Raw genomic sequence first — 22,687 nt, 5'->3', positions numbered from 1 at the left:
AATCATGAAAAAAAAATATGTTAAACTTTGTGCATTGGTATTTACTGCGTTTATATCAGTTTATAGTTATGCACAAACCACCAATGGATCAAGACCAAATATAATTGTAATCCTAGCCGATGATTTAGGATATGGTGATGTTGGTTTTAATAGAGACGCAAGTTTCCCTGTAGATAGAGGAGTAATTCCTACGCCCAATATTGATGCTTTGGCAAGTTCAGGAGTTGTCTTAAAAAACGCACATGTTGCCCATCCTTTTTGCGGGCCTAGTAGAGTTGCAATTTTAACAGGTATGATGCCTCATAGAATTGGCGCTCAATATAATTTACCTAATGATATTACATCTACTTTAGGAGTGCCTGTAAACGAAACTTATTTTTCTACAGTATTACAAAATGCCAATTATAATACAGCGGCATTTGGTAAATGGCATTTAGGTTTTCAAGATGGTTCATACCAACCTTTAGATAGAGGATTTGATTATTTCTTTGGTTTCTTAGGAGGTGGTAAAAATTACTTTGAAAATGTTTATGAAGACGGTTTTTACAACAGATTAGGAGGGTCTAATCCTGTAACAAATGAATATCAAGATCCTCTTTGGAGAGATAGAGGGTATGTAGCTAGAGATGAATTTAGTAATGCAGAAAATGAAGATTACTTAACAGATTTACTTACCGAAGAAGCTATTGGATATGCAAAAAGTGTAGAGACGTCTATAGATCCATATTTTATGTATCTATCTTACAATGCACCCCATACACCTTTGCAAGCTCCAGAAGCTGAAGAAGCACAGTTTAAATTAGACAATCCAGATTTTGAAGAATTAATAAGAAATAGCCCATACATTACAGAATCTAACCCCGTAAATAAGGAGTCTGATCCTGATAAGAAAGCTGAACTTATAGAAAAGTTTGTACAAGCACGTATTACCTATGCAACCATGGTAACCAATATGGATACCAACATTGGTAAACTTGTAGCAGAGCTAAAAAAAGACATGACCAAATTTAACAATACTGTTTTTATCTTTTTAAGTGATAATGGTGGGTATACACATAGTAAAGGTGCTGTAAACTGGCCGTTAGATGCAGGAAAAGGAAGTGTAAAAGAAGGTGGTCATAAAGTGCCTATGTTTGTAAGTTGGCCAGATAAAATTGCAGCAGGCGGACCTAATTACAATCATCAAATTAGTTCTATAGATATTTATCCAACGTTAGTTGGTTTAGCAGGAGCAACAGTGCCTGAAGGAAAAGTAATTGACGGTGTAGATTTTATGGATAAACTAATTGCAGGTGAGGATGCAAGACCAGATGATGGTTTAATTATATTAAGACCACAGAATGGATTTCATAATGGTGGAATTGCTTATGAAAATTGGAAAATAGTAAAAACCGCAAATGGAGGTCAATGGAATTTATTTGATATATCTACGGACCCAGGTGAAGAAAATAACATAAGAAATAGTTTATCAAACGGAGAGGAAATTGTACAAACTATTTTAGACAAGGCAATAGCAAAAGTGGTTGAATTTAAAGACGTAAAACCTGCTTGGTATGATAATGATAATGAAGATGTAGATGGCGATGGTGAAGGTGACGGTCATGTTCATAGTTTTCTTTGGGATGATGGTACTTTACCAGGGTATGACAGACTTTTTGAAACTCCATTATTAAAACTAGAAGGAGAACTTAGTAGAATTTCAATTGCTAGAACTACAGATGCAATAGAAGGTACTGTAAATGGTGTTTTTACTGTAAGTTTGCCAGAAGGTGTTACGGCTACTGAAGATATAAACATAACCTATACAGTTAGTGGTGCTGCTACAGAAGGTACAGATTATACTGCATTATCTGGTACAGTTACAATTACAAATGGCACAAATGCAGCAGAAATTAATATTGTTGCTACAGAAGATGGATTGGATGAAATAAGCGAATCTGTTATTATTACGTTAGCAACAACAACTTTTGGAACTGTAGAAACTACACCTGCTGAAATAACTATTTTTGATGTTATAGAACCTACAGTATTAACCGCAGGAGATATTGCAATTGTTGGATGGAAATCTGGAAAAGGGAAATTAGCATTTATGCTTTTAAAAGACATTAGTGCAACAACTAAGGTATCAATTTCTAATAGAACATGGAGTAATTCTTCCAATGCATTTACTGGAGATTATAGTGTAGATGATATTTGGACCTGGTCTGCAGGTGCTGCCTTTAGTGTTGGAGACATATTTGTGTTAGATGATGATGGACTTATTAAACATGTTGTAAACAATACAGAAGAAGTGGCAGGTACAACGTCTCATGATTATACAGGTAAAACTGCTGAATCTAGTGATGGAGATTTTGATTTTTCTGTAAATGGAGAAGGAATTTTAATTTTTCAAGCAGATCCTTTTGTGCTACCTACAGATGCAAATTCAACTGCATGGATAACAGGTATTAATACTGCGCTGGGATGGGGCAACGGTGGTGGAAATTCTGCATGTGAATTACCAACGGCGTTAACAAATGGCGTAAACGCTAATGATGTAGGAGAAAAAGATGATTATGGAGTGTATATAGGTGCTTTGTCTGGTACACCTTCACAATTAAAAGCAAGTATTAACGATGTTAGTAATTGGTCATTTTCTGAAGATACAGAATACAAATTGTGGAGTTTTGCTAAAACTTCTAATAATGTTTCAGGAGACATTGGTACAGCAGGTACTTTAAGTTTATCAGATGTAAGTTCTTCAAATATTAGTGTTTATCCCAATCCTATAAAAGATTATTTATATCTAAACCTTAGAGAGAAACTTCAAAAATTAGAAATAGAAATTTTCACAGTATCAGGCAAGTCAGTTAAAAAAGTAAAAGAAACAAACACCAGTAGCTCAAAATTAGATGTTTCCAATTTACCAACCGGAATCTATATTGTAAAAATAAAAACAGCCAAAAACTTTTTAACAAAGAAAATAATTAAAATTTAATTTATTAAAGGACATATTAAATTTTTAGACTTTTCTTTCAATAGAAATATTTTATCAATAAGTAAAGAATGACCTAAAATTATTGCCGTCTTCCCATTAACAGAAGCGTTTACAGGTTCGCATAAGGTTTTCCTCTGTCCAGATTACCAAATGATGATAATTCTCCCAATGTTGGTTTTAAATCTAATACATAGGTTTAAATCCGGCGTTGGGTTTTTTAGCTTTTAGTATTTTTTTAATAATATAAGAGATTAAACTAGGTTATTGAAAGTTGCTTTTAATCTTGTTAATTTATTTCATGAAATTACAATGAACTAAGTAAACTGGTAAGATAATGGCAAAGGAGTGTATGTAGGAATCCCTAATTTTTAGAAAAAGACGTATAGCTACATAAAAATGATGTAGAACCACAAAAATTATTATAAAAGAGGATACTATTGCAGTATAAGTTTAGGTAAAACTGTTAAGAAATAGGAGCACTATTGATTATTTTAAGGCAATAGAATACCAGCTAACTTGGTTGAAAAAATATCAATTTAACATATAAAAATGTTAAAATACTACCAAGTTGTGGTAAAAACTTACTAATAATAGGTCTTCATGATTAGTAGTTTTACAGTAAACTTATTTTAACAAAATAAATTAATAAATTATTAAAATTATGAAGAAAAATTTACAAAACAAAGCGAAACTATTTTTTGCGATTTTGGGCTTTTTAAGTGCTCAGATGAATGCGCAAACGTACAATTTTGAGTCAGATCTTGAAGGTTGGGCAAATGGTTTTCAAATGGCAAGTACAGTACAAGATGAAACTGCAGCAAATGGCTGGTCAGACGGAGGTGGTTTAATATTAACAAGAAGCAGTAACAATTCAACAATTGAAGCTCCAACGCCATTAGACGGTACCGTAAACAATTTTTTAAAGATAAGAGTAAAAAATAATTCTGAAGCAACTTCTATACGTTTTGCCGTGCAAGAAGATAATGGAAGCGGTGGCACAACTACAATATGGTTAACACAAACTATAGATGCTAATTCTAATGTTTTTAAAACCTACTATATTAAATTAGATGGACCAGAAACTATCGGAGGTGGAGAATGGGCGCAAAGTGGTCAAGCAGCAAATCAACCACCATCTCCAACATTTTGGGGAGAAGCAACAGAAACTGTTTTCTTATTATTTAGAGGAGGTTATGTAGATGACGCTACAACACCTGGTGTTGAAGATGCAGGTAAACAAATTTTTGTAGATAAAATTGAGTTTGTACATATTGAGGCAGCAAGTACATATGCAGATTTTTCAGGTGCTGAAGGCGCAGATGAAGGAGCTCCTGGTACCATAGAGCCTAATGCAAATGGTTTTTCAAATGTTACAGGATGGTTTTTTCCTGGAGGAGGAAGTAGAACAGGTTCATTTTCAGATGAGCAAGTATTTGAAGGAGATTATAGTATTAAAACAACTATAACAACCGCAGGTACGGGCAATCCATCTACTGGTTTTCTAGGTTCTGGAGCAGGTAATCCTGCTGGGTCTAAATTTACGACAACAGAAGCTGGTAAACATTTAATTGTGATTAATGTATTTGTTGAGTCAGGTAATGCTACTCAAATGCAAACAAATTTTGACGCAAGTTCAACATCAGCATTTAAAACAATAAATTGGGATATTACAGGTTTAGAAAAAGGTAAATGGCATAGATTAGCACAAGAAGTAACTTTTCAAAATTTAGATCAAGATGCAGATGCAGTAGTTTCTGAAGGTGTAAAAATGACACTTAAAGTTAATGAAGCTGCAGATTCTGATACCAATAATATTGTAATTTATTTTGATGGTCTTGAGGCAATACCTGCTAGTGATTATATTAGCTCTACAGGTACTAATAATGCTTGGGCAAATACAGGAACTTGGTCTAAAGGTGCAGAACCTACAAGTACAGATATTGTATTTATAAAAAATGACGTTAATATATTTTTAGCAGGTGAAGAAGCTAAAGAAATATTTGTTCAAGATGGTAAAACACTTACATTTAAAAATCACACACCTTCATTAACTACAGAAGAGTTGCATACAGGTGTAACCGGTTCGGTAGTGTTAGAATCAGGTTCAAGTTTAATTGTAACGGGAATTTCTACTGGAAAAATTACAGCAAAATTATCTTTAACAGGAGACGCATCACCATTAAAAGCATGGCATTCAGTTTCTTCACCAGTTAAGGGGCAAACAGTTGCAAATTTTATGGCTGATCATACTTTAGCATCTGGTTCTGCAACTAGTGCAAACAGAGGAATTGCTACTTATAACAATGCAACGCCAGCTTGGAATTATTATCAAGATGGATATTCAGGAGCAGATTCTTTTGATACCAAAGGATATGTTGTAAAATTAGCTGCGGCAGGAGATGTTTCATTTACAGGAACATATAGATCAGGAACTAAAAACTTTACAATAGCACAGGGTGCAGGAGATCACTATAATTTGGTGGGAAATCCTTTTACATCTTATGTAAATGTTGGAAATTTCTTCTCAGATAATACTGCTGCAAATAGATTAGCTGAACAAACTTTATATATTTGGGATCCTTCTACGGAAATGTATGTGCCAAAATTATCTGGTACAGATGCTTCTTTTGAGATTGCACCAGGACAAGCATTTTTTGTAACTGCAGGAACAGCATCTGCTAATAAAGTAACGTTTAGTTCTGCAAATCAAAGTCATCAAGTGACCAAAACTTTTTTAAGAAGTAGTAGAACAGAAGTAAGTATTAATGTTGCTCAAGGAGATTTAGAAAACAAGACTAAAGTTTATTATTTAGAAGGTGTTACTAAAGGATTTGACAATGGTTATGATGGTTCTGTTTTTGGTGCTAATAATTATAAATTAGCTATTTACACACAATTGGTAGAAAACAATCAAGGTAAGGACTTGGCTGTACAATCTGTACCAAAATCAGATTTAGAAACTACAATTGTTCCTTTAGGTTTATTAGCAAAAGCAAATGAAGAACTTACTTTTACTGCAGATGCTTTAAACATTCCTGATGGAGTACATGTATTTTTAGAAGACAGACAAGAAGGTGTTTTTACGAGTTTAAATGAAATAAATGCTTCATATAAAGTTACGTTAACAGAAGCAGCAAACGGAATAGGTAGATTTTATTTACATACTTCTAATAGTGCTTTAGGTGTAACTAAGGTAGATGCAACAAACATAAGCATCTATGCGTCTAACTCATCAACTTTAAAAATAGTTGGATTAGAACAGGGAGAAGCAAGTTTAAAAATGTTTACAATTCTTGGAAAACAAGTAGTAAATACTTCTTTCAATTCTAACGGAGTTAAAGAAATTGCATTGCCAAAATTAGCATTGGGTGTATATCTTGTACAATTAAAATCTGCTACAGGAACAATAAATAAAAAAATAATTTTAGAATAAATAAAACTAAATACTGCCTGCTAAAAGCAGGCAGTTAAAAAAAGCTAGAATAATATGAACAAGCAAGAAATTGAGATTAACAGTATTTCTAGAAAAGATGCTCTAAAAAAAATTGGTAATTACGGTAAATATGCCGCATTAACTGCATTGGGTACATATTTAATTTTAAATCCACAAAAAGCACAAGCTTCAAGTCCAGCAGCACCAGGTTTAGATTTTTAAAGAAAAAATAATCAATAGTTAAAAATCGTCTAAATTTATTTTAGACGATTTTTTTTTGTGCTAATTTTTTTTAATTATGGTCAATAATATGCAGCAAACATATTATTTGCAAATAGTAAAAGTGCTATTTAAAATTAGAAGTTTTACGGAACAAAACAAAATTTAACCAGTTTATTATTGGGGTGTTTCTAAAACTGTAAAAATGAAATTATACTAAATAAAAAACTCGTTTTTTTATAAGATAACTTAGTGTAATGATAGGGTAATATTTATTAAATAAATGGTTCAATTTTTAACGAAATTTGAAATGTGCAATCCTTCTTTTATGGATTATGCAATTTTAAACAATTAACTAAACCCATTTAATTATGAAAAAAAAACTATTTTTTAGCAATAGTTCTTATTTGCTCTTTTTTAAAAAAATAAGGTTAACAGGATTATTTTTATGTTGTTTGATCTCTTATCCCATACTTGCAAATTCAAGTGGAATAGCGGAGATTAAAAACAGTATAAATGAAGCTAATATTCAACAACAAATAACAGGAACGGTTTCTGATGAAACAGGACCTATACCAGGAGTAAGTGTTCAAGTAAAAGGAAGTACTAAAGGTACTGTAACAGATTTTGATGGAAATTTTTCAGTTGAAGTAAAAGAAGCAAATGCCATTTTAGTATTTTCTTATATTGGTTACAAAACAAAAGAAGTAACTGTAACTAGTAATGCCCCATTAGTAGTTACTTTAGAAGCAGATGTAGCAAATTTAGATGAAGTTGTAATTGTTGGTTATACCTCTAAAAAACGTGGAGAATTAACAGGTTCTGTAAGTACTTTAAAAGCAGAAGAGATAGAAAATACTTCCAATAGAGAGGTTGCCAAATCTCTTTCTGGTAAAGTTACAGGTATTATTGTTTCAGATAGAGGTGGTTATCCTGGTTCTAACAGTGATGTATCCTTATTAATAAGAGGGCAATCTACACTAAATAATAATGCGCCTTTAATTTTAATTGATGGTGTACAAACAGGTGTTGGTACATTTAATCAATTAGCACCACAAGATATTGCTAATTTAAGTGTGTTAAAAGATGGCGCAGCAGCAATATATGGTAATAGAGCGGCAAATGGTGTTATTATTGTTACTACTAAGAGAGGAACATCTGGCAAGCCAAAAGTAAAGCTATCTACCTCTTATAGTGTTTCTTCATTTTCTGCATTTCCAGACTTAATGTCTTCAGAACAATATGCAATTTATGAAAATGAAATTGCCGAAAGAAAAGGAATAGCATTGCCTTATGCACAAGCAGACATAGATAAATATGCCGCAGGGAATGACCCAATTAATTATCCTAGTACAAACTGGGCAGATTTAACATTTGCAAATTCAGCACCAGAAACAAGAAATTCTATTTCTATATCTGGAGGTAATGAAAACGTAAAATACTTTGTAAGTGGAGATTTAATGAATAGAGAAGGAATGTTTGCTTCTGGCGATTTAGATTTTAATCAAAGTCAATTGCGTTCTAATTTAGATATAAAATTAACGGATGATATTAAATTAAGTGTAGATGTATCTGGTCGTTTTTCTGAAAACAACCAACCAGGTGTTGATGCAAGTTTTATTTACAAGCATATTTATACAAACTTACCAACAGAGGTTGGAGTATATCCAAATGGATTGCCAGCTTGGGGTGGAGAAAATGGAGCAAATCCGTTAGTAATGTCTAGCAACCAATCTGGTTTTACGAAGCAAAATAATAACGATTTAAGAGGTCGTTTTGCAATAAATTGGAATTTAGATAAAATTACAAAAGGATTAAGTTTTAACAGTTATGTTGGTGTTAGAAAAATGAATTATGACCAAAAGTCATTTTATACTCCTTGGACAATATATAGATTAGACCAAGCTAGTGGAGAATATAATTCAGAAATAGGATATTCTCAAGACGGTCAACAAAATATTTTAAGAGATACTTTTTGGAAGTTTGATGAAAAATTATTCAATGCTACTATAAGATATAGCACTACAATTAATGATGTACATTCTATAAATGGTTTTATTGGTTATGAGCAACAAACATCAGAAACCAATAGTTTTTATGGTGAAAGCGGAAACTTACCATCAACAGAATTACCTTATTTATTTGCAGGAGATCCAAGCAATCAACTTACAAACGGATCCGCAAGTGAAGATGCTTCATTAAGTTATTTAGGTTCTTTGTCTTATGATTATGACAAAAAATACTTTTTAGATTTAACTTTACGTAGAGATGGTTCTAGTAGATTTAGTTCAGACAACAGGTTTGGTACTTTTTACAGTGTTGGTGGTTCTTGGGCTATCGGAAAAGAAAAATTTTTAGAAAATGTTTCTTGGTTAAACGCTCTTAATTTAAGAAGTAGTTATGCGGTAATGGGGAATGATAGAATTGCAGGATTTCAGTATTTATCTCAATATTCTTATGGAGGTGATTTTACCAATAATAATACAAATGTAAGACCAAATTATTATGCGTTTGGAGAAAATGGTGTTGTTTACAATGGATATAGAACTGGTGTTGCACCAAACCCAAATGTAACTTGGGAAACTGCAGTTATGAAAAATTTTGCCGTAAGTTTTGCAATGTTTGACAGTAGATTTACTGGTGAGGTTAATTATTTCTATCAAAATAGAAAAGACATTTTAGTTGGTAATGGAGGTGAAGTTCCAGATTTTACGGGTGTACAATTGCCTGATGAAAATTTAGGAAAAGTAGATAGTTATGGTGTTGAGGTTACTTTAGGTTGGGCAGACAAAATAGGTGAAGTTGGTTATAATTTAGGTTTTAATTTAACCCAAGCTAAAAATGAAGTAATTTATTTACCACAACCAGCAAATACTCCAGAAGCTTTAAGGCAAGAAGGTATGCCAATTGGTTCTTATGTAGTGGCACCAACAGCAGGTATTTTTAGAGATCAAGCACAAGTAGATGCTACTGCTGTTAAAAAAGCAGGAACTGTAGAAGGAGAACCTATTTATTTAGACACCAATGAAGATGGAAAAATAGATGATGGAGATTTTATTAGAATAAATAGCACAAACGTTCCAGAAATACAATACGGTATCACAGGAGGTTTAAATTATAAAGATTTTAGTTTTAGTTTTTTATTACAAGGGCAAGCTAAAGCAGAAGCATTGGTGTTTTTTGACCAAGATGGTGCTAAACCAAGTCATGTTTTTAATGACAGATGGACTCCAGAGAATAGAGATGCTAGATATCCAAGAGCTTTTGGTTTGAATGATGAGTATAGTGGTATTCAAAATGGACAACCAGATAACTTTATTGGAGCAGATTTATGGTTACATGATGCCTCTTTTTTAAGACTAAAAGAAGTTGAGTTAGCCTATACAATCACAAAAGAAAAAACAAAATTTTCTGATATTAGAATATTTGCTAGAGGGTTTAATTTGTTAACCATGTTTTCAGAAATTCAGAAGCTAGGTTTAGATCCAGAAGCAGCCGGATATAATAATTTTAGAGGATCTACCTATCCTTCTTTAAGAATGTACACAATTGGTTTAAATTTTACTTTTTAATATAAAAAATAGAAACAATGAAAAAAATAAAATTAATATACTTATTTGCAGCTATCGGATTTTTCTCGATAACAAGTTGTGAAGATGTTTTAGATACTAATTCTTTAGGATCATACCCTAATGATTTAATTTTTAGTGACCCAGTACAATTAGAAAAAGTAGTCTATTCTGCTTATAATAGTACAGAAAGTTGGGGGTTAAATAAATCTATTTGGTGGTCAAGAAGGTTTAATGTAGAAGTTGGCTCTTTTGAAGCTAAATTCAATTTTAATAATTTAGATAGATTGCGTTTAAGATCAAATGGATGGAGTGCTCTAAATGCCGGTGATTTTAATAATAAATGGAGAGACTATTTTTTGTATATGAATGAAATTAATCAATTCTTAGACAATGTAGATGATAGTGAAGCCATGAAAACTGATGAAGCTAAAGTGAGTGTTTTAAAAGCAGAAATGCAGTTTTTAAGAGCTAATCTTTATGCTAAAATGATTAAGATGTATGGAGGTTTACCAATTTTTGAAACGGCATTTGGTTTAGGTTCAGAATTTAATCTACCAAGAAATTCTTACGAAGAATGTGTGAATTTTATAGTTAAAGAATTAGATGAAGCAGCAGCTGTTTTACCAATTACAAGACCAGCATCAGAATTTGGAAGAGCTACAAGGTTATCTGCATTAGCAGTAAAATCTAGAGCATTATTATTTGCTGCTAGTAAATTACATGATCCAGCAACCTTACCAAGCGGTCCATTGTATGACTATACTAAAGCAACAAAATGGCAAGATGCTGCAGCTGCAGCAAAAGCTGTAATAGATTTAGTTGGTAGTAGAGATTTAATTGCAACTCCGGATGCAGAAGCATATCAAAAATTATTTCTATCAGCAAATCAAGACATTCTTTTTGCAAGACCTTTTGGTGAAACTTTATACGATTTTGGTTTAGATGTTAATTCATTACCAGATCAAACACAGTCGCCTAGTGGTTATGGTGGTTGGGGTTTATCATCACCAACACATAATTTTGCTTTAGAATTTAATATGGCTGATGGGTCTACAACAAGTGGTGCTACTTTTAACGCTGCTTTACCAAATACTAATAGAGAAATGAGATATTATGCAGATCTAAATTTTCAAGGAGCTAATTTTAGAGGTAGAGAAATAGATTATGCCTTGGCTACGGATGCAACACAAACGGATGGTTTAGATTCTCCTAATGGGTCTAAAGTAGGAGGTTCTGGTAATGACGCACACTCTTCAAAAACAGGGTACAATATTAGAAAATTTCAAGATCAAAGTCTTGGTACTACTACAGATGTTTCCGCAGGTCGTCCATTTATTTTATACCGTTTGGCTGAAATTTATTTAAATTATGCAGAAGCACAAGCAGAATTAGGAAATGATGGAGATGCTAAAATTTACTTAAATAAAGTTTCTACTAGAGCTTTACAGCCGGCAATTACGTTAACTGGTTCTGCTCTAAAAGAAGCTATTAAAAGAGAAAGACGCATAGAATTGGCTTTTGAAGGACATAATTTTTGGGACGAAAGAAGATGGATGAATTCTGCCAATTTAGGTTTTGATATAAAAGGTTTAAAATGGGAAAAAGGAGCTGGTGGAGTATTAACAAATACAGAATATACTGTTGTAACAAGACCTTGGTTTGATAAGCAATATTATTTACCAATTCCTAATCAAGAAATACAAAAAGCACCAGCAATGTTTCAGAATGATGGGTACTAAAATTGTGATTATTATAAAGTAGAATTGTTTGAGTTTGAATTGTGAAAAATGCTGAGGATTAGTCTTTGGCATTTTTTGATTAAATGAAATAAAAAATAATTTCTTAGTTAACATTAAATATAAACAATGCAAAAAAAGGTAAAGTCAACAAAAAAAAGATACAACATGTTAGCCCTTATTTTTGGGACTGTTGTTATTAATTATTTAGATAGAACAAATATTTCTGTTGCAGCTGCAGCAATCAGTGAATCGTTAGATTTGACAACTATTCAAATGGGATTTATTTTCTCTGTTTTTGGTATTGCTTATGCAGCATTGCAAATTCCTGGAGGAATTATAGTAGATAAAGTAAGATTACGATTTTTATATGCATTTATGCTTTTGATGTGGTCAGTTGCAACGCTATTTCAAGGATTTGTAAATTCATTTAAACTTTTATTAGGATTAAGAGCAAGTATCGGTGTTTTTGAAGCGCCTTCTTATCCTGCAAATAATGCAATTGTAACCAAATGGTTTCCAGAAACAGAACGCGCTTCTGCAATTGCAATTTATACATCAGGTCAATTTATTGGTTTGGCCTTTTTGTTTCCTGTTTTAACGTTAATTCAAGATAAAGTTGGTTGGAGAGGTCTACTAATTATTTCTGGAATTATTGGAATTTTATGGTCTGTTATTTGGTACATTTTTTATAGAGATCCAGATCAACATAAAACAGTCAATGAAGCTGAATTAAAATTAATTGAAGATGGAGGCGGTTTTTCTAAAAAGAAAAATGTTGCTGAAACCAAAGAAAAATTTAATTGGGATGATTTTTACGAAGCATTCAAGCATAAAAAATTATGGGGAATTTATATTGGCCAGTTTTGTATGGGCTCAATGTCAATTTTCTTTTTAACTTGGTTTCCAACCTATTTAGTAGAATATAGAGGTTTAGATTTTATCAAAGCCGGATTTTTAGCATCCATACCATTTTTAGCCGCTTTTTGTGGTGTTTTATTAGCAGGTTTTTCATCAGATTATTTAATCAAAAAAGGAAAATCACCAGAATTCGCAAGAAAAGTACCCGTATTAATAGGCTTGTCTTTATCAACCTGTATTATTGGAGCAAATTTTACAGACAGTACATTTTTTATCATTTTATTCCTAACAATAGCTTTTTTTGGAAATGGATTGGCATCTATTACTTGGATATTTGTTTCGCTAATTGCCCCAAAAAGAATTATTGGTTTGGTAGGTGGGGTTTTTAATTTAATAGGAGGTTTATCAGCAGTAATTGTTCCATCAGTAATTGGTTTTTTAGTACAAGATGGCGATTTTAGTTCAGCTTTATTTTTTATAGGAGGATTAACAGTGCTAGGTTTTTTATCCTTCTTATTTGTGGTAGGAAAAGTGAAGAGAATAGAATTAAAAGAGCAAAAATAAAAATATGGATGTATGAAAATAACAAAAATTAAATCGTTTCCAGTAAATATTGCTGGCAGAAGTCAACTAAATATAAAAATTGAAACAGCTTCCGGAATCTATGGTTGGGGAGCTTCTGGTTTAACAGGAAGAGAATTAGCCGTTATAGGTGCAATAGATCATTTTAGACCTTTGTTAATAGGACAAGATGCTCGTAATATTGGAGCAATTTGGCAAGACCTATACAGAGGTCAATATTTTGAAGGAGGTAGAGTTTTAACAGCTGCTATTTCTGCTTTAGATATTGCGTTGTATGATATAAAAGGGAAGGCACTTGGAGTTCCTGTTTATGAATTATTAGGTGGTAAACAACGAGATTATGTTGAGTGTTTTGCATCATTAAGATTTAGCAGTAAAGAAGAATTAATTTCTAGAGCAAAAATTTTACTAAAAGAAGGGTGGAAAATGTTGCGTTTAGCACCTGCAGAATATGAAGAGGGAAAATTTGCCTCTGTTTTTGAGCCTCGAGATTCTATTGCAATCATTGCAGAATGGTTAACAGAGTTAAGAAAAGAAGTAGGTACAACACCAGTTATTGGTATCGATTATCATCATCGATTAACCGTTGCAGAAACCATTTCTTTTTTACAAAGAATGCCTGTTGGAACCATCGATTTTATAGAAGAACCTATTCGTGATGAAACTCCTGAAGCTTATGAAACTCTTAGAAAAATGACCAATGTTCCTTTTGCAATTGGAGAAGAATTTGCAAGTAAATGGCAGTTTCTACCCTATATAGAAAGAGGCATTACTCAGTTTGCTAGAATTGATGTTTGTAATGTTGGAGGAATTACGGAGGCCATGAAAGTAGCTTCTATGGCAGAATCTCATTATATAGATTTAATGCCACACAACCCTCTTGGGCCAATTTGTACTGCCGCCACTTTACACGTTGCAGCTGCAAGTCCTAATTTTAGTTGGTTAGAAGAGATGAATACCCATGTTGAAAACCCTGGTTTAGATGATGCAAATTATTACCCTTTGCAACCAAAACTAGAAGGAACTCGCTATAAATTATCTGACGCGCCTGGTTTAGGAGTAGATTTTAATGAAGAACTTGCCGTAAAAGAAGGTTTTAAAATGGTAGAAGCACCTCGTTTAAAAAAGGAAGATGGTTCTTTTACAAATTGGTAAAATGCTAAAATATCTCGATACAATTTTGCGAAAAAGCAAAATCACTCGTTGTGACATTGTGTTAATTTATAATGATAATTCTTGCTGTCAGTTCGAGTGAAATTTCTTTTTTCAGAAATTTTGTATCGAGAACTTTTGTTTTAAAATACTAATAATTTTTATCAATATATTATCATAAAAAATCAAAAAATGAATAATAAATTAATTTTAATACTGATACTCATCGCATTTATTTCTGTGGATAAAATATCAGCACAAAAAAAACCAAACATCATTATTATGATGAGTGATGATCAAGGTTATGGAGATATTGGTGCACACGGAAATCCGTATTTAAAAACACCAAATATGGAAAAAATAGGAAAAGATGGAATTGAAATGACGCATTTTTTCTCTTATCCAAACTGTTCTGCATCAAGAGCAGCATTATTAACAGGAAGATATCCTTATAGAACAGGTGTTACAGCAGTTACGCAAGTAGACCATTTTATGCATACTACGGAAACTACCATTGCTGAAGTTTTGGGGAATAACGGCTACAAAACAGGAATTTTTGGAAAGTGGCATTTGGGTGATAATGCACCAATGAGACCTACAGATCAAGGTTTTCAAGAAGCTTTGGTTCATAAAGGAGGAGGAATTGGGCAAGCCGCTGGTCCTGCAGGAAATACGTATTTCGATCCCGTATTAGAGCATAACAATGTATCAAAAAAGTACAAAGGATATTGTGATGATATTTTTACAAATGCCGCTTTAGATTTTATGAGTAAAAAAGACGGAAAACCATTTTTTACATATTTGGCTACCAACTTGCCTCATTTTCCATTACAAGTTCCAGATAAAAGAGCAGAACCATTTAGAAAAATGGGTTTACACGAAGACAATGCGCTTACTTATGGAATGATTGATAACATAGATTATAATGTTGGTAGAGTTCTAAAGAAGTTGAAAGAATTAGGCATTGAAGACAATACAATTGTAATATTTTTATCGGATAATGGGCCTAGAACAAGAAGATCTAAAAACGATCATTATCCAGGAAGATGGGTGGCAAATTTAAGAGGAACAAAAACAAGTGTGTATGATGCAGGTATTCGTGTGCCTTTTTATGTAAAATGGCCAAAAAGTATTAAACCTAGAGATCAATCATCAACAATGGGAGCAATTGTAGATTTGTTTCCAACTTTGTTGGATGCAGCTAAAATAAAATCGCCAAAAAACATAAAAATTGATGGTGAATCTTTATTACCACTTTGGACAAACAATGATTCAGAAAATCTTAAAGAACGAGACTTCTTTGTACAAATGCATTATGGCCCAACGCCTTTTAAATACATGCATTTTTCTTTAAGAACACCAAAATATAAATTGGTAAGTCCACATGATTTTCCTCACGGAATAGTTCATCAACCAACAGATTTTGAATTAAAAAATGTGGTTAAGAATTTAGAGTTGTTTGATGTTGAAAAAGACCCAAGCGAACGTATAAATATAGCAAACGAACATCCAGAAATTGTAAACGAAATGTTAGAACGTTATGAAAATTGGTTTGATGAGGTTACAGAGGAAAGAGATACAAGAGGAATTCAAAAAATTTATTTAGGAAATAAAATGCAACCTCATGTTAATTTATCTCGTTTCGATTGGGGAGGTCCTCGTGTAATTTCTCGTTTCGACTATGGCGGACCTAGAGTTATTGAGGACAATCAATTAGGGTATTGGCAAGTAAAAACAGAAGAAGGTTTGTACAAAATCTCTTATGATTTACCAATTCTGGAGAATGGCGGAGTTGCACATTTAAAATATGGTAAAGTTCATTTAACAAAAAAGGTAGAAAAAAACCAAAAAAGAGTAACTTTCAATAATGTAAAATTACCTGAAGGAGAAGGGAATTTTCATGCCTATCTTAAAGCGCATAGATTACCTATTGGTCCTCATTTTGTAGATGTTGTTCGTTTGGACTTTTAATTTAAGACAAATTAGCTGTAAGGTAAAATAGGGTTAAGAGTTGGTAAATTTAATCAACAGTAAACGTCTAAATTTTATTTTCTTTGTTAGCCAACTAATTGCTTTCATTTTCAGAGTACTAATAATTAGCTGTAAAATAATGACTAACTAAATAACAATAATAATGAGTAAACACACAAAAAATGCTTTCTTATATGCTATCATAGTAGCTATCGGATCGTTTGTCTTTGGTTTAGATGCTGTATTAATTTCCGGAGGGTTTAAATTTATTACACAAGAATTTAATTTAACAGCTTCACAAGTTGGTTTAATTGGTTCTGCACCAGGTATTGGGGTTTTAATAGCATTACCACTAACAGCATTTTCAGCAAACAAGTTTGGAAGAAAGTTTACACTACAAATTATTGCAATATTTTATATTGTCTCTGCGGTTGGTTCTGCTTTTGCACCATCGTTTTTGTCATTATTTTGGTTTCGATTTTTAGGCGGATTAGCTTTTAGCTCTGTTACTTTAGCTTCTATGTATATTGGTGAAATTGCACCTGCAGAGCAAAGAGGTAAATTGGTTTCTACGCTACAAATAAACATGGGAATTGGTTTTACAGCTGCCTATTTAATAAATTATTGGATTTTACAACAAATGGGATCTGATTTACAATGGGTAAAAGATTTACATTTAGCCGAAACAGGTTGGCGTTGGATGCTTGGTATAGAAATAGTGCCCGCTGTTATTTGGTTTTTGTTATTGTTTTTAATCCCAAAAAGTCCAGCTTGGTTAGTATATAAAGGTAAAATTGAAGAGGCAAAAAAATCGTTGGCAAAGGTTTATCCAGATGATCAAGTTGATATACAAATTCAACAAATGGTAGAAAGTGTTGATAGTGCAGAAGGGAATAGATCAACAGGTAGTCAATTAAAAGAAATATTTAGTAGCAAAGCAAGAATCGTCTTAATTTTAGCTTTAACATTGGCCGTTGTGCAACAATTTACAGGAATGAATGCGGTTATGATCTATGCTCCAACGATGTTTGAACAATTAGGTTTGGGTACAGATGCTGCTTTTTCTAGTACCATCTGGATTGGTGTAATTGGTTTGATATCTACTTTAGTGTCCTTGTCTTTAATTGATAAATTCGGTCGTAGACCATTAGTTTTGGGTGGTTTAATTTTAATTATAATAAGTATCTCAACGGTTTCTTATGGGTTTAAACAAGCAACCTATCAGGTAACGCAAGATGCTATTGTTAAAATGAAAGATATTCCAAACATAGAAAAGTTAAACACTATTGTTGGAAAAGAATTTACTAGTGACATTGAGTTTAAGAATTTTTTAAGTGATATTTTAGGAGTAGAATCTGCTCGTGATAATTCTGGTGTTATATTTAAAGAAACAGCACACATGAATGCCATCTTAATATTACTGAGTATTTTAACTTTTATTGCAGCATTTAATTTTTCAATAGGTCCTATTATGTGGGTGTTACTCTCAGAAATTTTCCCAATTTCTAACCGTGGTGTAGCCATACCATTGTTTGCGCTAATTTCTAGTACAGTAAGTGCGTTGGTACAATACCTATTCCCATTAGAAATGGAATTATTTGGAGCTGCCACAACTTTTATAATTTACGCAGGTATTGTACTTGTGGGGGTAATTATTTTATACAAATACCTAGTAGAAACTAAAGGGCTTTCTTTGGAAGAAATTCAAGTAAAATTGCAAAAAAAATAAAAAATGAAAAAAATAATAATACTATTTGTTTTAAGCTTTTCGTTAACAAATTGTGCTCAAAAAAAACCAAATATTATTTTCTTATTCTGTGATGACGCAGGGTATGCCGATTTTGGTTTTCAAGGTAGTAAAGTGATGATAACTCCTAATTTAGATAAATTGTCTAAAGAAGGTGTAAAATTTACGCAAGGTTATGTAACAGATGCAACTTGTGGTCCTTCTAGAGCAGGATTAATTACAGGAAAATATCAACAGAAATTTGGATATCAAGAAATTAATGTTCCAAATTATATGAGCAAAAACTCTAAGTATCTTGGAGATGATATGGGCTTGCCTTTAGATCAGAAAACTATTGCAGATTATTTAAAAAAATTAGGGTATAAAAGTGCCGTTTATGGAAAATGGCATTTAGGAAATGCAGATCGTTTTCATCCTTTAAAAAGAGGATTTGATGAGTTTTATGGTTTTAGAGGTGGCGCAAGAAGTTTTTTTCCTATCAAGAACTTTAAAGGAATTCACCATGATAATAAAATGGAACGTAATTTCGAAAATTTTGAAGAACCAAATGGGTATGCAACAGATGTTTTTGCAGATGAAGCAATATCATTTATAGAAAAGAACAAAAACAATCCTTTCTTTATTTACTTAGCTTTTAATGCGGTACATACACCAATGGAAGCTACAGCAGAAGATTTGGCAAAATTCCCGAATTTAAAAGGGAAAAGGCAACAAGTAGCAGCTATGACATTAGCGTTAGATAGAGCTTGTGGAAAAGTGATGGATAAATTAAAAGAATTAGGTTTAGATGAGAATACTATTATTGTGTTTTCAAATGATAATGGAGGTCCAACTGATAAAAATGCATCACTAAACTTGCCTTTGAGCGGAACAAAATCGAATCATTTAGAAGGAGGTTTAAGAGTTCCTTTTTTAATGAAATGGCCTAAAAAATTAAAAGCAGGTAAAGTATATAAGTATCCTGTAAGTACTATGGATTTACTGCCTACATTTTATGCTGCTGGAGGTGGTGATGTTAAAGATTTAGAGGAAGTTGATGGTGTAAATATTATTCCTTTTGTAAATGGATCTAATGAAGCAAGACCTCACAAATATTTATTCTGGAAAAAAGAAGCACGTGCAGTTTGTAGAGATAACGATTGGAAATTAATTCGTTTTGCTGATAGACCTGCAGAATTGTATGACCTTTCTAAAGATATTACGGAGCAGAACAATTTGGCATTTCAAGAACCAGAGCGTACGAAAGAAATGTTTAAAAAGTTGTTTGAATGGGAACTGACCCAAGAACGTCCTTTGTGGATGTTGCAACAGCGTTTTGAAAAATATGATATTGATAGAATGGATCAATATAGAACTCCTGAGTTAGTGAAAAAGGAAATGGAAAAATATCAAAAATAACAGCTTTAAAATTACTTAAATGAAATTTATATATAAAATACTTCTCTTATCAATTTTAGTCTTCGGATATAATTGTACAAATACATCAACAGTAGATTCTAAAAAAGAAGGAATTGAAATTCCTACATCAAAATATTACCCTGCATCAGACCTTAATAATAAGGAAGGATGGGTTTTAAATGAGGAAATAAGTGATGAGTTTGAGGGCACAGAAATAGATACTACAAAATGGTTTGTAGAAGGTCAAAACGGAGATTATTATATCTGGAAAGGTAGAGCACCTTCTCAATATGCAGCTCATAATGTTGTTGTTAAAGACGGAAAACTAGTATTGAAAACCCAATGGGAACCAGATTTTAATTTCGCAAAAGAAAGTTATGCAGATGGCGCTAATAAAGATACGTATGGTGTTCATGAAGGGAAACCTTTGCCTGTAACTACAGCAGCTATTGTTAGTAAAAAGAGATTTTTAAACGGTTATATGGAAATAAAATCTAAAGCACCTCATGCTGCAATGACAGCGGCATTTTGGGCAATTGGTTTTGAGCAAGAGTTGGATATGTACGAGCAATTAGCAGTGCCAAAAATTGCTAAAGAAGGTTCTATAGATAATCATACCAATAGAACTGCTATTCACGATTGGAGCCCGCCTTCAACCAGACCAACAAAAGCTTTTGGTTACGATGAAATGTTGCCTTATATAACTTCGGATGATTTTCATGTGTATGGAGTAGAATGGGGAGAAGATTATCTTAAAATTTATAGAGATGGAAAATTTATTAAAGGTTTTACCCAAGATGAATTAGGCACAGATTGGGTGTTAAATAACCCAATGGAAATTTGGGTAGACTCAGAAATTTTTAAATGGTTGGGTGTTCCTCATAAAGAAGAATTACCGGCAACTTTTGAAGCTGAATATGTGAGAGTTTGGCAAAAACCATCGATTAATTTATTAGCAAAAGACAGAGCTTTTTATGGTTTTGAAGGGCCTATTTTATTTGAAGAAAACCCAAGACCTTTAAAAATGGTTCCAGAAGATGCTACTGCAAATGAGTATCAAAAATTCTGGCTATTTAGTGAAGGATCAGATAGATATTTAAAAATTACAGAAGGTCATTACGCCAGTGGTGTAGAAGCTTTACAATTCTTTGGATATGGAAAAAACGATTCTTTAGATGTAAAAAAAGTACAAGCAATAACCCCAGAAGGTTCTTTAAAACTTCCAGTAGGAGAGTTTAATTTATCTATGAAGGTTTGGCTAGATCAAGGTAGAATTACAGATTCAATTCATGTAACACTTACCAACCCAAAATCTGAATTAACTTTTTCTGGTTTAAAGAAACTTCCAAGAAAAGAATGGGTAACTATAAAAACCAAAGTATCTAGACAAGAGGCATCAGCCAGTAATGATGGCTTAATTTTAGAAATTAGAAAAGAAGATTTGCCAGAAACAAAAGCTGCTAAATTATATATTGATGATATTGAAATTAAAAAATCAAACTAAAAAATGATACAATTAATTAGATATACTTTTATAATCATTTTTGGATTTGCATCATTGATAAATGTAAGTTGTGCTCAAGGCAAGACTGAAAAAACTATACAAACAGAAATAACTACTCCAATGCCTTTTTCTGATCAAAAAAATGAAGGTGGTTGGGTGTTAAATGAAAATTTAAGTGATGAGTTTAAAGGAACAGAAATAGATACCGTTAAGTGGTTTGTACAAGGCTTAAATGATCATTATTATATATGGAAAGGTAGAGCTCCTGCTCAGTTTGTACCTCATAATGTAATTGTAGAAGATGACAAGTTAAAACTAAGAACAGCTTGGGAGCCAGACTATGAGTTTGTAGATGAGTTTTATGGAGATGGAAATATGGGAGCTTCTAAATACGGAATCTTTAAAAACGAACAATCAATGCCGGTTACCACTGCAGGTGTTTTAACCAACAAACGTTTTTTGTATGGTTATATGGAAGTAAAATCTAAAGTGGGTAATGCAGCAATTACAGGCGCTTTTTGGGCAATTGGTCATGAGCAAGAATTAGATGTTTATGAGTTAATGGGAAATCCTAAAAATAAAGGAAATATTAGAGCAGATTCTTATTTAGCAACTGCACACGATTGGAGTCCGCCAGCACAAAGACCCACAAAAATATTTAATCATAATGAAAATTTAGACTTTAGAACTGCGGATGATTTTCATGTGTATGGAGCAGAATGGGGAGTAGATTATTTAAAGTTATTTATTGATGGAAAAATGATTCGTCATTTTACTCAGGATGAATTAGGGACTTCTTTTGTGTTGAATAACCCAATGGAAGTATGGTTAGATTCAGAGATTTTCTACTGGTTAGGTTTGCCTCACAAAGAAGAATTACCTGTAGATTTTGAAATTGAATATATGAGAGTTTGGCAAAAACCAACAGATAATTTGTTAGCAGAAGATGCCGCTTTTTATGGTTTTGAAGGTCCAATTTTATTTGAAGAAAATGGAAGACCATTAACCTTATTACCAGAAAGTTCTGTGCCAGATGATTATCAGAAATTTTGGACAATTGATGGTGGTTCAGAAAAATATTTATCAATTGCTTATGGCGATTACTATAAAGGTGTAAATAGCTTAGAATTTTCTGGATTTAGTAAAACAGAAAGTTTAGAAGTAGAAAAAGCAGTGGCAATGGCACCTGAAGGATCTTTAAAATTAGCAGCAGGAAACTTTACAATTTCTGCAAAGGTTTGGTTAGACCAAGGAGTTATAGCAGACAAAATTTACGTTGTTTTACAAGATCCTGAATTAGAAGTAATTTTTGCAAATCTTAGAAAATTACCAAGACGAGAATGGATTACTGTAGAATCTACAATTTCAAGAACAGTTGCCTCGGGAGAAAAAGATGCAATGGCAATTGAAATAAGAAAAAAAGATGTGCCTAAAACAAGAGCGGCAAAACTTTATATTGACGATATTATAATCAAGAAAAATTAAAATCATAAATTATAAGATCTTTCAAGGTTTATATCCTTAAAAAGATAAAA

At 32.5% G+C, this 22,687-nt stretch carries 12 protein-coding genes; all 12 read left to right on the top strand.

Annotation, left to right across the window (positions count from 1 at the left end; genetic code table 11):
- Positions 1–4 precede the first annotated feature (4 nt).
- Positions 5–2,977 (top strand): sulfatase-like hydrolase/transferase, encoded by a 2,973-nt coding sequence (locus ACSHW5_RS05745; protein ID WP_435675157.1) that lies wholly within the window; start codon positions 5–7, stop codon positions 2,975–2,977.
- A 661-nt stretch (positions 2,978–3,638) separates the two neighbouring features.
- Positions 3,639–6,410, top strand: coding sequence for a T9SS type A sorting domain-containing protein (locus ACSHW5_RS05740; RefSeq protein ID WP_435675156.1), 2,772 nt, complete (start codon positions 3,639–3,641; stop codon positions 6,408–6,410).
- 54 nt (positions 6,411–6,464) lie between these two features.
- Positions 6,465–6,632: a hypothetical protein gene (locus ACSHW5_RS05735; RefSeq protein WP_435675155.1), complete on the top strand. Its 168-nt coding sequence runs from the start codon at positions 6,465–6,467 to the stop codon at positions 6,630–6,632.
- 368 nt (positions 6,633–7,000) lie between these two features.
- A complete protein-coding gene (locus tag ACSHW5_RS05730) occupies positions 7,001–10,201 on the top strand; it encodes a SusC/RagA family TonB-linked outer membrane protein (protein WP_435675154.1) in 3,201 nt (1,066 codons plus the stop codon).
- 17 nt (positions 10,202–10,218) lie between these two features.
- Positions 10,219–11,940, top strand: coding sequence for a RagB/SusD family nutrient uptake outer membrane protein (locus ACSHW5_RS05725; protein ID WP_435675153.1), 1,722 nt, complete (start codon positions 10,219–10,221; stop codon positions 11,938–11,940).
- Between the two features lie 165 nt (positions 11,941–12,105).
- Positions 12,106–13,362, top strand: coding sequence for an MFS transporter (locus ACSHW5_RS05720; RefSeq protein WP_435675152.1), 1,257 nt, complete (start codon positions 12,106–12,108; stop codon positions 13,360–13,362).
- A 12-nt stretch (positions 13,363–13,374) separates the two neighbouring features.
- A complete protein-coding gene (locus tag ACSHW5_RS05715) occupies positions 13,375–14,535 on the top strand; it encodes a mandelate racemase/muconate lactonizing enzyme family protein (RefSeq protein ID WP_435675151.1) in 1,161 nt (386 codons plus the stop codon).
- Between the two features lie 189 nt (positions 14,536–14,724).
- Entirely contained in the window at positions 14,725–16,503 is a 1,779-nt protein-coding gene (locus tag ACSHW5_RS05710; RefSeq protein WP_435675150.1) for an arylsulfatase, read from the top strand.
- Positions 16,504–16,666: 163 nt separating this feature from the next.
- Positions 16,667–18,232, top strand: a complete 1,566-nt coding sequence (locus tag ACSHW5_RS05705) for an MFS transporter (protein WP_435675149.1) — start codon at positions 16,667–16,669, stop codon at positions 18,230–18,232.
- 3 nt (positions 18,233–18,235) lie between these two features.
- Positions 18,236–19,648: a sulfatase-like hydrolase/transferase gene (locus tag ACSHW5_RS05700; protein ID WP_435675148.1), complete on the top strand. Its 1,413-nt coding sequence runs from the start codon at positions 18,236–18,238 to the stop codon at positions 19,646–19,648.
- Positions 19,649–19,667: 19 nt separating this feature from the next.
- The gene (locus ACSHW5_RS05695; protein ID WP_435675147.1) at positions 19,668–21,152 is read left to right on the top strand and encodes a family 16 glycosylhydrolase; all 1,485 of its coding nucleotides are present in this window, start codon (positions 19,668–19,670) and stop codon (positions 21,150–21,152) included.
- A 3-nt stretch (positions 21,153–21,155) separates the two neighbouring features.
- Positions 21,156–22,637: a family 16 glycosylhydrolase gene (locus tag ACSHW5_RS05690; RefSeq protein WP_435675146.1), complete on the top strand. Its 1,482-nt coding sequence runs from the start codon at positions 21,156–21,158 to the stop codon at positions 22,635–22,637.
- Positions 22,638–22,687 lie beyond the last annotated feature (50 nt).

Origin of the sequence: Polaribacter sp., assembly GCF_051251875.1 — a bacterium.
Lineage (GTDB): Bacteria > Bacteroidota > Bacteroidia > Flavobacteriales > Flavobacteriaceae > Polaribacter.
This window is presented reverse-complemented; position numbering and strand designations above follow the sequence as displayed.